Here is an 11464-nt window from a genome sequence, read left to right as displayed (position 1 = left end):
CGCCCGGCCCCGTGCGACACTCGTGCTCATGTTCGGTGTCATAGACCTCCCCACCTACCTCGCCGGCCTGGTCCTGATCGTGCTGCTGCCCGGCCCCAATTCGCTGTACGTCCTCTCGGTCGCCGCCCGGCGCGGGACCCGGGCCGGGTACACGGCCGCCGCCGGTGTGTGGTGCGGGGACACCGTGCTGATGACGCTGTCCGCGGCCGGGGTCGCCTCGTTGTTGCAGGCCAATGCCGTGCTGTTCGGGATCGTGAAGTACGCGGGGGCCGGGTATCTGACCTGGCTGGCGTTCGGGATGCTGCGGGCCGCGTGGGCGATGTGGCGGACCCGGAAGGAGCGGGCGGCCGCGGAGACGGTCACGGACGCCACGGCCGCCGACGAGCGGCCGTACCGGCGTGCCTTCGTCGTCAGTCTCTTCAACCCGAAGGCGATTCTGTTCTTCGTCGCCTTCTTCGTGCAGTTCGTCGACCCGGGGTACGCCTATCCCGCGCTGTCGTTCGTCGTGCTCGGTGCCTTCGCGCAGCTGGCGAGCTTCCTCTACCTGAGTGCGCTGATCTTCGGCGGGACCCGGCTGGCGACCGCCTTCCGGCGGCGCAGGCGGCTCGCGGCGGGGGCGACCTCGGCGGCGGGCGCGCTGTTCCTGGGGTTCGCGGTGAAGCTGTCGCTGGCCAGCTCGGTCTAGCCAAGCCCCCTGGCCGGTTCCGTCTAGCGCAGGCCGTAGCGCTTCGCGTACTCCGCGAGGCCGTCCTCCGTGGTGCCCGCCCAGCCGACGTAGCCGTCGGGGCGGATCAGGAAGAGGCCCGTGCCGTACGTCTCGACGGCGGGGCCCTCCAGGACGCGCACCGAGTCGCCGACGGCCGTCGGAGGCTTGGTGTCCAGGGCCAGCAGGGTCCAGTGCGGGCCGCGGAAGGTGTCGAAGAGGCGGACGCCGTCGACCGTGCGGTCCGGGGCGCGGTCGCCCGCCCGCAGCGCGTCCTCGGGCAGGTCCGTGCGGGTGTCCAGCGAGAGTGAGCGGCCGCGGTAGCCGAGGGCGAGCTGCTGGGTGGCCCTGCCGCGTTCCAGTTCCCCGCGGTGGACCTGGGTGGAGATGCCGAGCATGTCGGCGGCGTTGGGCAGCCGCTCCTCCTCGTAGGTGTCGAGCAGGGACTCGGGGGCGCCCTCGCGCAGCACCGCGCCGAGCTTCCAGCCGAGGTTGTAGGCGTCCTGGACGCTGGTGTTGAGGCCCTGTCCGCCGGCCGGCGAGTGGACGTGGGCCGCGTCCCCGGCGAGGAAGACGCGTCCGGCGCGGAAGCGGTCGGCGAGCGCCGCGCGCGGCTGGAAGTTGGAGGCCCAGCGGAGTTCCGTCACGTCCTCGGGGGCGAGGTGGGTGCGGGCGGCCACGGTCGCGCGGACGCCGTCGAGCGAGAGGTCGACGGCGGTGCCCTCCGGGAACTGGGCGATGACCTGGAAGTCCTCGGTGCCGGCCAGCGGGAAGATCGCCAGGAAGCCGTCGTCCCCGTGCGGCGGGAAGACGTGCACGTTGTCGCGGTCCAGGCCGGTGAGGCGGACGTCCGCGACCAGCATCGGGTGCGGGTCGACGGTCTCGCCGGTCATGCCGATGCCCAGGGTCCGGCGGACGAGCGAGCGACCGCCGTCGGCGGCCACGAGATACCGGGCGCGGACGGCCGTACCGGAGGCGAACTCGACTGTCACACCCGTCTCGTCCTGGGTGAAGCCGGTGACCTCGTGTCCGAAGTCCACCGCCTTGCCCAGCTCCGCGAGCCGGGTGGACAGGATCTCCTGGGTGCGCCACTGCGGCACCATCCACGGGGTGCCGTACGGGGTGTCGGGGTCCGTCTCGGACGGCTCGAACATCCGGTGCTCGCCGACCTTGCGGCCGTCCTTCCAGACCGCGCCGGTCGGGTAGGCGCCGCCCTTCGCGAGGATCGCGCCGATCACGCCGAGGTCGTCGAGGACCTCCATCGTGCGCGGCTGGATCCCCTTGCCGCGCGAGCCGGGGAAGAGCGCGTCCGCCTTCTCCACGACCAGCGCGTCCACCCCGCGCCGGGCCAGGTCGATGCCGAGGGCGAGGCCGGTCGGGCCCGCGCCGACGATCAGTACATCCGTGTGGTTCGTCATGATCCTCATCTCCTTAACGCCGTTAAGTGGCTACGGGCATCAGGGTGCCCTTAACGCCGTTAAGCTGTCAAGCTGTCGAGCGTGAGTACGGAACGACGCATCCCCCTCGACCGCAAGCGGGTCGCCGACACCGCCCTGAAGGTGCTGAACGAGGTCGGCCTCGACGGGCTGTCCCTGAGAGCCATCGCCAAGGAACTGGACGTCAAGGCGCCCGCCCTCTACTGGCACTTCAAGGACAAACAGGCGCTGCTCGACGAGATGGCGACGGAGATGTACCGGCGGATGGTCGCCGACGTCCCGCTCGTGCGCGAGGACAGCTGGCAGGAGCGGCTGCTGAAATCCAACCGGGGACTGCGCTCGGCCCTGCTCGGCTACCGCGACGGCGCCAAGGTCTTCAGCGGCTCACGCTTCACCGGCACCCTGCACGCGGTGCAGATGGAGGACACCCTGCGGCTGTTCACGGAGGCGGGCTTCACCCTCGCCCAGGCGGTCCGCGCGACCTCGACGTCGTACCTCTACACGATCGGTTTCGTCAGCGAGGAACAGGGCGTCCAGCCGTTGCCGGACGAGCGCCGCGAGGGCTACGACATGGACGAACGCGCCCGCCTGATGGCCGACTTCCCGATGTCGGCCGCGGCGGGCGCGGAGATCTTCCAGGACTACGGCCGGCACTTCGAGGAAGGGCTCGACCTGGTGATCGCGGGCATCGAGGCCCGGTTCAGGAGCGGCTGAGGCCGTTGCGGATCGCGCGGGTGAGGATCGGCGGCAGCAGGTCGGCCGCGAAGCGGCGGGCCCGGGTCGTGCCGCGGCCGCGGGGCGAGGCCTTGGCCGGCGCGACCTCTTCCGCGCGGTGCGCGAACCGGGACGGCGGGAACGGCGGGGCCTGCATGCCCTTCTTGGACTTCAGGCGGACGATGCGGTGCCCCGCGGCCTGCTGGATGCTGAGGTTGCAGTCCTCGCGCCCGCGCACCATCGCCAGCAGCTCGTCCTGGACCGGGCCCGGGTCCTCCCAGGTGCCGTAGAGCTTCTGGGTGCTCAGGCAGATCGGGCGCAGGCCCCTGGTGAGCACCGCCTCCCAGACGGCCACGGAGACGCCGGGCGTGTGCTCCGAGCGGAAGTCGTCCAGGACCACGATCCCGCCGGGCAGCAGCGCCTCGCGGGCCGCGCCGATGTCGTCACGGACGTGCTCGTACAGGTGCGAGGCGTCTATGTGGACGAAGCGGCAGCTGGCCGGGGCGACCTCGGCCGGGACGATGCTGCTGGGGCCCTTCAGCACCCTGGGCAGGGTGTCGTGGAAGGCGAGGTAGTTCTCCTCGAAGACCCGCTGGGTGAGCGCGCTGTACGACTTCGTCGCCTCGGCCTGGTTGGCGTCGTCCGAGGCGTCGCCCTCGAAGAGGTCGCAGACCGTGAAGTTCTCGCCGTCCCGACCGTGCCGCCCGAGAAAGATCGCGCTCTTGCCCATGTACACCCCGACCTCCAGCAGATCGCCCCGCGTTCCCGTGGCCTCCTGCCGGGCCAGGAACCATTCGAAGAGGACCTGGTCGAGAACGGGAAACCAGCCGGGAACGTCGTCGAGCCGGCCGGGCGGTCGTATCGTGCCTGGTACGAGGGTCATCGTGCGGAACGCTCCCTGGCAGGGACGGGCTCGCCTGTCTGAGCCCGTGCGGGACACCCCAGCATCTGCCCAACGGCACCCGCCCAAACGGGCCCTGAGGTGAACGGAAGACCAATTCCTGTGCGTCTGTTGTGTCGGGGTGCAGAAGGGGCGCCCGGGTGATTCCCGGACGCCCCCTGTGCTTCTGCCGTCAGCCGCGTGGTGTCGACAGCAGCGAGCGCAGCTTCGGTGTCAGCCGGTTCTCCACGACGCGGTTCAGCGCGTAGGCCAGCAGCAGCATGGTGAACACGGTGAGCACGATGGTCGCGTACGACGGGATGCCCAGGGTCCGGTGGTAGGCCTTGATGACGACCCAGCCCAGGTGTTCGTGGACCAGGTAGAAGGGGTACGTCAGGGCGCCCGCGACCGTCAGCCAGCGCCAGTTCGCCCAGCGCAGCCAGCCCAGGGCGATGGCGGCGACCGCGACATAGCCGAAGGTCACGACCAGGATGATGCCCCAGGCGGAGCGGTTGGAGAACGCCGTGTCGTTGGGCGCGTGCCACAGCCGGGCCACCGCGTAGTGCTGGCCGATCAGCCAGCTGACGGCGACGATGCCCCAGGCGTAGGCGTCCTTGCGGTCGCGGTGCACGAGGTAGAGGCCGACGCCGCCGATGAAGTACGGCGCGTACTCGGGCATCAGGATGATGTCCAGCAGCGGCGACTTGGCGCTCTGGGTGATCGCCGCGGCCAGCGTCCAGCCCGCGCAGAACATGATCACGCGCCGCCGGTTGGCGCCGGGCAGCACGACGCACAGGGCGAACAGCGCGTAGAAGCGGATCTCCGCCCACAGCGTCCAGCAGACGCCGAGCACCCGGTCGACGCCCAGCGGCATCTGGAGCATGGTCAGGTTGACCAGGACGTCGCTCGGCGCGGCGGCCTTGTACGCCACCATCGGCAGCGCGAAGACGCCGGTGATGATGAGGATCGCCGCCCAGTACGCGGGCAGCAGCCGGGAGGCGCGGGAGGCGAAGAAGGAGCGCAGCGGGCGGCCCCAGCCGCTCATGCAGATGACGAAGCCGCTGATCACGAAGAACACCTGCACACCGAGGCAGCCGTACGAGAACAGCGTGTGCAGGGTGGGGAACTGGTGTCTGGGCGAGGTGCCCCAGGCCTGGACGACCTCGCCGTCACGGCCGCCGTAGTGGTAGGCCGCCACCATCAGCGCGGCGACCAGGCGCAGTCCGTCGAGGGCGCGGAGGCGGGTCTCCCGGCGTTTGGGCGGCTGCGGCGGCTCGGCCGGCGGCAACTCCTCGGTGGCTGGCGGCAGTTCGGCGCGGACCACGGTGCCCGTCGGGTTTTCCCGCGTGTCCGCGGGCGTGTCGATCACAAGGTTCCCCTAGGAATGGCTCTGCTGGATCACAGCACAGTAGTCCGACATCCGGGCGGGTTTACGGTCTCGCCGCGACCCTTCGTCACCCCGTCCGCGGCCGTTCACCCAGGTTTCGCCTGCGCGTACCCAACCTTGTCGCGTCCTCGCCACAACCGGTGTGTAGGGGCCCCGGACAGCGCGGCGGGCCGGCCCCTGAGGGACCGGCCCGTCGCTCGTACGTACGCCCCGCGTCAGCGGCTCACGCCCCGCTTCAGCAGCCGGGCGCGCCGGGCCACCCGGCGCACGGTCGCGTTGCGCGGGATGAACGCGAGCTGCGCCGGTACCGCGCCGGGCAGTGCCAGCGAGGTGAGGCGCTTGCGCTTGAAGTAGCGCCAGCTGTGGCCGTCGAGCCGCCGGGTGAGATAGGCCTCGGCGGCCGGGCGCAGGTTCGGGTAGATCTTCGGCTGCATCGCGTAACCGACGGCCTGCACCAGCTCGTTGAGGACCGCGACGTCCATGCCCTCGCGCTGGTCGGTGACCGCCGCGCGGTTCGTCAGCTCGGGCACCAGCGCGTCGACGATCGTCACCGGCACCCGGTTGCTGTTCTCGTACGGCGTCAGCCGGTCCAGCAGCGTCGAGGTGCCGATGCGGGCGACCGGCAGGCCGTAGAGCGCGCTCGCGGTGAGCAGTGCGGTGGAGAAGCAGCCGACGACCAGGACGGGTCTCAGCCGCTGGTAGAGGACCTCGGCGAGGACCGGGGTGTCGAGGACCGTGAGGTCGGCGCCGAGCTTCTCCGCCTCCTGCTCCAGCGCGCGCGACCAGCGGGCCGGCGCCGAGGGGTGCGGCTTGAACACCACACGCGTGTGGCCGAGTTGGACCACGCCCTTGAGCATCCGGACGTGCAGGTCCTCCTCCTCCTCGGCGGTGAGGATGTCGAGCGCGGAGAGGTACTGGCCGAGCAGCAGGGCGGGTTCGTCCGGGAGCGGGGGCAACTCGTCGGCGGTGTCGCCGAGTTCGGCCAGCACCTTGACGAAGGCGTCGGTCGGGACGATCTCCGGCCCGACGCCGAACTCGGTGAGCAGCAGCGGGGTGAGGCCCGGGACCAGGTCCAGGTGGAGCAGCCGGTCCACCCGGGTGCCGACCAGCGGGTCGATCTTGTTGCGGGTCGGGCCGTAGCTCATCAGGCCGTCGGCGTAGACGGTGACGGGGGCGCCGGTGAAGATCTGGCAGAAGCCGAGCGCCGGGTTGACCTGGATCGACTCGACGACCAGTTCCACCTCGTCGTCGCCGAGGTTCCACAGGAGCCGCAGATGGCGCTCCCACAGCGGGACGTCGTCGAGGCGGGGGGACCAGCCGCCGGGGTGGAAGGGGGAGATGGTCTCGTTCCACGACAGCACGTCGTCGAAGCGCTCCCGCAGCCGCTCGAAGCCGGGCGCCTCGTCGAGGCCGGGCGTGGTCTCGGGGGTCGCCGCGTTGTTGCAGACCAGGAGGATGCGCCGGTCGGCGGGGCGGAAGGCGTCGGAGTCGAGGGCGGCGGCCAGCGTGGCGGTGCCGTACAGGGTCGACGCCAGGAAGATCTGGGTCCTCACGCGGCGGCCCCCGCGGCGGCGGGACGGCGGCGCAGCCGGCGCAGCCTCGTCGCGCGCTGGATGTCCATGGAGTCGAGCGCCTCGTCCACCACGTCCTGTGGCATGCGTCGCAAGGCGACGGCGCTCATCGACTTCAGTTTTCTCGCCACCGCCGGCTCGAACCTTTCGATGGATCCCAGATGATGGGAAATGATTGCGCAATATGTACGGACGGCCTTGGGGAGCAGTTTGTCCGCGTCCCGGTCCTGTGCGGTTTCCTCGATGACCTGGTCGAACGCGCGAATGAAATCGAGCTGGCGGACATCCCCGATCTGGGTCAGGGAGGAGGCGACCCCGCGCCGGTAGAAGACGCCGAGCAGGCTCACCGCGGCGAACGATTCCGCCTCCCGGTGCAGCTTCCAGATCCACGGCCGGTCCTCGGCCGTGCGCAGCCCGTCCGTGAAGTGGAGCAGGCCGCGGTCGACCAGCCGGCGGTGGTAGATGCCCGCCCAGGCGTACGCGTAGTCGACGGAGGTGGACCGGTCGGCGGGCAGGATCGCCTCGCGCGGATTCATCACGACGCCGCGCCTGCCGTGCGGCATCCGCTGGATGGTGCGGGCCCGCGCGGTGCACTGGACATGGTCCGTGCGCACGAAGTCGCAGCCCAACTCCTCGATGGCGTCCACCAGTTGGGGGAAGTATCCGGGGGCGAGCCAGTCGTCCCCGTCGAGGAACGTCAGATACTTCCCCCGGGCCTTGTCGATCCCGGTGTTGCGCGCGGTCGCCAGTCCTCCGTTCTTCTCGTGTCTGACATACACCGCGCCTGGCAACTCGCGCTCCGCGCGCGCGAGAATGTCGGGTGTCCCGTCGCGCGAGCAGTCGTCGACGAGAATGAATTCGAAGTCCGCGTGCGCGTTCGCGCGCAGACTCTTGAGGGTGTCTGGCGCGTATTGCTGCACGTTGTAGAACGGCACGATGACGGAGAGCTTGACCACGGGAGTGACGTTAGGGCGCGGCCCGGCATCCGTCTTTACTGTCACCTTGATTTTGGGTGAACGACACGTGGCGAACCTGTGTACCGGGTTTTTTCGAGGCCCGTTCCTGTGCCGGTTCGCTATTCGGCGTTGTGCTGTTAACCGTTTGTTGCCCTCGGGTTGGGCCGAGCAACGGAATGGCTTCCTAGCGTCTTCGGTGTGCCAGCAAGTGCAACGCAGACCCTGCGAGTCGCCGTCCTCGCGGATTCCGACACCCGGTGGAAATGGGGTTCGCTCACCGCGAATCGCATCGCTCCGCCGAATTCGGACATCTCTTTGGACGGATACCTCCTGCGGGGTCGTGCCACCCCAACAGCCCGCCAGCTGAAGGAAGTCGGCGTCACCGCCGACTCCCTCCGCGAGGTGACCGCCGTCGAGTTCCTGCGCGCCATGGAGCAGGAGTCCTACGACATCCTCGTCCTCTCCCTCGTCGGCGGCGGGGTCCAGGCGATGCTGCACGGTCTGGCACGGGCCTGGGACGGGCGCGCCGAGCGGCCCGTCGTCGTCACCGGCTATGTCGGAGTCGTCTACGAGAAGCTCGCGGACGGCCTGCTGCTGCGGCACGGCGCGGACCTCGTCCTCGCCAACTCCCGCCAGGACGCGGACCGTTTCCGCGCGGTCTACGACGGGGTCGGCGCCGACTCCTCCGCGGTGACCGAAGTGGCCCTGCCGTTCCTCGGCGGGGACACCTACACCGGCGAACACGACCCGTACACCGTCGTGTTCGCGGTGCAGCCCTCGGTGCCCGACAACCGCCGGGACCGCGACTACCTGCTCAACAGGGCCATCCGGCACGCCCGGCTCCACCCCAACCGCGAGGTCCTCCTCAAGCTGCGCTCCAAGCCCGGCGAACACACCACGCACATCGAGGAGTTGCCCTACCAGAAGCTGGTCCAGGGCAAGGACCTGCCCGCCAACTTCAGCCTGGTGTACGGGCACATGGGCGAAGTCCTCGACCGCACCGACCTTCTGGTGACCATCAGCTCGACGGCCGCCCTGGAGTCCCTGCACCGCCGTATCCCCACCGTCGTGCTGACCGACCTCGGCATCCGCGAAGGACTCGGCAACCACCACTTCGTCGGCTCCGGGTGCCTCGCCTCCTGGGAGCAGCTCGACGCCGGGTACGAGCCGGTGCCGGACGCGGAGTGGGTGGCCCGGCAGGGGGTGCTTGCCGACGGATCGTACGAGAAGGCCTTCGACGCGGCCCGGGAGCGCATCGCCAAGCTGCTGGCCGGCGGCGACATGCCCGCCCTGAAGCCGTACTACACACCCGAGACAGCCCCCGGCTATCTGCCCGGCATCCTCGCCCGCCACCACCTCGGCCCCGACGGCACCCCGCTGCCCGGCGCCCCGGCCGCCGACAAGGCGCCCGGGCCCGTCCGGCAGATCGTGCGCCGGGCCGCGCGCGGCGCCTACCGCCACGGCGTGCAGCGCGTGGCGCCCGTCATCCGCCGGATGGGGGAGCTGTGAACGTCAGGATTCCCGCTCAAGGAGTAGAGCCCATGTCCAACCCGCAAGCGGGCCAAGGCGTTTCGATGCGCCGGGTGCTCGCGGTGATCCCCGCGCGCGGCGGCTCCAAGGGCGTCCCCGCCAAGAACCTCGCGCCCGTCGGCGGCGTCCCGCTGGTGGCCCGCGCGGTGCGCGAGTGCCGCGCCAGCCGACTGGTCACGGACGTCGTGGTCTCCACGGACGACCAGGCCATCGCCGCCGCCGCCCGTCAGGCCGGCGCCGAGGTCGTGCTGCGCCCCGCCGCCATCGCCGGCGACACCGCGACCTCCGAGGCCGCCGTCCTGCACGCGATGGACGCCCACGAGGCGCTGCACGGCGCGGCCGTGGACGTGGTCCTGCTCGTGCAGTGCACCAGCCCCTTCATCGTCCGCGAGGACGTCGACGGCATCGTCAACGCGATCGTCGCGAACGGCGCCGACACCGCGCACACCGTCGCCCCCTTCCACGGCTTCGTGTGGCGCGACGCCGACGACGAGGCGACCACGGTCGTCGAGCCGACCGCCACCGGCCAGGTCGGCGGCGCCACCAAGGTCGCCAACCCGCCTGTCACCAGCGGCGGTTACGGCGTCAACCACGACAAGTCCTTCCGCCCGCGCCGCCAGGACCGCCCCCAGGACTTCCTGGAGACCGGCGCCGTCTACGGCATGGACGCGGTCGGCTTCCGCAAGGTCGGCCACCGCTTCTTCGGCCGCACCGAACTCGTACGGACCGACCCCGCAAGGGTGTTGGAGATCGACGACCCCCACGAGCTGGCGCGGGCAAGGGCGTTGGCCCCGCTGTTCGACGCGGACCGACCCGGTTCGCTCCCGACCGCCGACGACATCGACGCGGTCGTACTCGACTTCGACGGCACCCAGACCGACGACAGGGTGCTGATCGATTCCGAAGGACGGGAGTTCGTCTCCGTGCACCGCGGCGACGGACTCGGCATCGCGGCGCTGCGCAGGAGCGGCCTGAAGATGCTCATCCTGTCCTCGGAGCAGAACCCGGTCGTCGCCGCCCGGGCCCGGAAGCTCCAGCTCCCGGTCCTGCACGGCATCGACCGGAAGGACCTCGCACTCAAGCAGTGGTGCGAGGAGCAGGGCATCGCGCCGGAGCGCGTGCTCTACGTCGGCAACGACGTCAACGACCTCCCGTGCTTCGCCCTCGTGGGCTGGCCCGTGGCGGTCGCGAGCGCCCACGACGTCGTACGCGGCGCCGCACGCGCGGTCACCACCGTGCCCGGTGGCGACGGCGCTGTCCGAGAGATCGCCAGCTGGATCCTCGGCCCCTCTCTCGATTCCCTCACCAAGTAAGGAAACCCGCTGTCATGAGCAACAACTCCCGTCTGCGCCAGTTCGGTTCGAAGACCGCAGGCCCCGGCCACCCCGTCTACGTCGTCGGCGAGATCGGCATCAACCACAACGGTGAGCTGGAGAACGCGTTCAAGCTGATCGACGCCGCCGCCGAAGCCGGCTGCGACGCCGTCAAGTTCCAGAAGCGCACCCCGGAGATCTGCACCCCGCGCGACCAGTGGGACATCGAGCGCGACACCCCCTGGGGCCGCATGACCTACATCGACTACCGCCACCGCGTGGAGTTCGGTGAGGACGAGTACCGCCAGATCGACGAGTACTCCAAGAGCAAGAACATCGACTGGTTCGCCTCCCCGTGGGACACCGAGGCCGTCGCCTTCCTGGAGAAGTTCGACGTCCCCGCCCACAAGGTGGCCTCCGCCTCCCTCACGGACGACGAGCTGCTCCGCTCGCTGCGCGCGACCGGCCGTACGGTCATCCTCTCCACCGGCATGTCGACGCCGAAGCAGATCCGCCACGCGGTCGAGGTCCTCGGCTCGGACAACATCCTGATGTGCCACGCCACGTCGACCTACCCCGCGCAGGCCGAGGAGCTCAACCTCCGCGTCATCAACACCCTCCAGGCCGAGTACCCGAACGTGCCGATCGGCTACTCCGGCCACGAGACGGGCCTCCAGACCACCCTCGCCGCGGTCGCGCTCGGCGCCACCTTCGTCGAGCGCCACATCACCCTCGACCGCGCCATGTGGGGCTCGGACCAGGCCGCCTCCGTCGAGCCGCAGGGCCTGACCCGCCTCGTCCGCGACATCCGCACCATCGAGGCCTCCCTCGGTGACGGCGTCAAGAAGGTCTACGAGTCGGAGCTCGGCCCGATGAAGAAGCTGCGCCGCGTCACCGGCGTGGTCGCCGAGGCGGAGATCGCCGCGGCGGCGGGCGAGCCGGTCTCGGTCTGAGTCTGAGCCATTAAGAGCCAG

Annotated in this window: 10 protein-coding genes; 5 read left to right on the top strand and 5 right to left on the bottom strand. The window is 70.4% G+C overall.

Going from position 1 to position 11464, the window contains the following annotated elements; translation table 11 throughout:
* The first annotated feature begins 28 nt into the window (after positions 1-28).
* Positions 29-685 carry a leucine efflux protein LeuE gene (gene leuE / locus ACQHII_RS18765; protein WP_427920379.1) on the top strand — a complete coding sequence of 219 codons (657 nt, stop codon included), beginning with the start codon at positions 29-31 and terminating at the stop codon, positions 683-685.
* A 23-nt stretch (positions 686-708) separates the two neighbouring features.
* On the opposite strand, the gene ACQHII_RS18760 is transcribed toward leuE, so the two are convergent.
* On the bottom strand, positions 709-2121 hold the full coding sequence (locus ACQHII_RS18760) for an FAD-dependent oxidoreductase (protein ID WP_427920378.1): 1413 nt from the start codon (positions 2119-2121) through the stop codon (positions 709-711).
* An 81-nt stretch (positions 2122-2202) separates the two neighbouring features.
* On the opposite strand from ACQHII_RS18760, the gene ACQHII_RS18755 reads away from it, so the two are divergent.
* Positions 2203-2853, top strand: coding sequence for a TetR/AcrR family transcriptional regulator C-terminal domain-containing protein (locus tag ACQHII_RS18755; RefSeq protein ID WP_427920377.1), 651 nt, complete (start codon positions 2203-2205; stop codon positions 2851-2853).
* Here ACQHII_RS18755 and ACQHII_RS18750 read toward each other — a convergent pair.
* The 4 genes from ACQHII_RS18750 to ACQHII_RS18735 all read right to left on the bottom strand — a co-directional run bounded on the left by ACQHII_RS18750 (position 2840) and on the right by ACQHII_RS18735 (position 7647).
* Entirely contained in the window at positions 2840-3736 is an 897-nt protein-coding gene (locus ACQHII_RS18750) for a class I SAM-dependent methyltransferase (protein ID WP_427920376.1), read from the bottom strand. The genes ACQHII_RS18755 and ACQHII_RS18750 overlap by 14 nt on opposite strands.
* 190 nt (positions 3737-3926) lie before the next feature.
* Complete coding sequence (locus ACQHII_RS18745) at positions 3927-5102, bottom strand: acyltransferase family protein (RefSeq protein ID WP_427920375.1); 1176 nt, start codon at positions 5100-5102, stop codon at positions 3927-3929.
* A gap of 233 nt (positions 5103-5335) precedes the next feature.
* Positions 5336-6673, bottom strand: a complete 1338-nt coding sequence (locus tag ACQHII_RS18740) for an alpha-2,8-polysialyltransferase family protein (protein WP_427920374.1) — start codon at positions 6671-6673, stop codon at positions 5336-5338.
* Positions 6670-7647 carry a glycosyltransferase family 2 protein gene (locus tag ACQHII_RS18735; RefSeq protein WP_427920373.1) on the bottom strand — a complete coding sequence of 326 codons (978 nt, stop codon included), beginning with the start codon at positions 7645-7647 and terminating at the stop codon, positions 6670-6672. The genes ACQHII_RS18740 and ACQHII_RS18735 overlap by 4 nt, the downstream gene beginning before the upstream one ends.
* 198 nt (positions 7648-7845) lie before the next feature.
* On the opposite strand from ACQHII_RS18735, the gene ACQHII_RS18730 reads away from it, so the two are divergent.
* Genes ACQHII_RS18730 through ACQHII_RS18720 form a run of 3 tightly spaced genes read left to right on the top strand, consistent with a single transcriptional unit; the run spans position 7846 to position 11443 of the window.
* On the top strand, positions 7846-9156 hold the full coding sequence (locus ACQHII_RS18730) for a DUF6716 putative glycosyltransferase (protein WP_427920372.1): 1311 nt from the start codon (positions 7846-7848) through the stop codon (positions 9154-9156).
* Between the two features lie 32 nt (positions 9157-9188).
* Positions 9189-10490 carry a cytidylyltransferase domain-containing protein gene (locus ACQHII_RS18725; RefSeq protein ID WP_427920371.1) on the top strand — a complete coding sequence of 434 codons (1302 nt, stop codon included), beginning with the start codon at positions 9189-9191 and terminating at the stop codon, positions 10488-10490.
* Between the two features lie 14 nt (positions 10491-10504).
* A complete protein-coding gene (locus ACQHII_RS18720; RefSeq protein ID WP_427920370.1) occupies positions 10505-11443 on the top strand; it encodes an N-acetylneuraminate synthase family protein in 939 nt (312 codons plus the stop codon).
* The last annotated feature ends 21 nt before the right edge of the window (positions 11444-11464 follow it).

The organism is Streptomyces sp. cg40 (assembly GCF_050320165.1).
GTDB lineage: Bacteria > Actinomycetota > Actinomycetes > Streptomycetales > Streptomycetaceae > Streptomyces > Streptomyces hokutonensis.
Note: the sequence above shows the minus strand (reverse complement) of the source record. Positions and strands in the feature narration are given on the sequence as shown.

Excerpts from the sequence above, each read along its gene's own strand:
- leuE (WP_427920379.1), top strand. The coding sequence starts at position 29 with ATGTTCGGTGTCATAGACCTCCCCACCTACCTCGCCGGCCTGGTCCTG.
- ACQHII_RS18750 (WP_427920376.1), bottom strand. The coding sequence starts at position 3,736 with ATGACCCTCGTACCAGGCACGATACGACCGCCCGGCCGGCTCGACGAC.
- ACQHII_RS18720 (WP_427920370.1), top strand. The coding sequence starts at position 10,505 with ATGAGCAACAACTCCCGTCTGCGCCAGTTCGGTTCGAAGACCGCAGGC.
- ACQHII_RS18760 (WP_427920378.1), bottom strand. The coding sequence starts at position 2,121 with ATGACGAACCACACGGATGTACTGATCGTCGGCGCGGGCCCGACCGGC.
- ACQHII_RS18725 (WP_427920371.1), top strand. The coding sequence starts at position 9,189 with ATGTCCAACCCGCAAGCGGGCCAAGGCGTTTCGATGCGCCGGGTGCTC.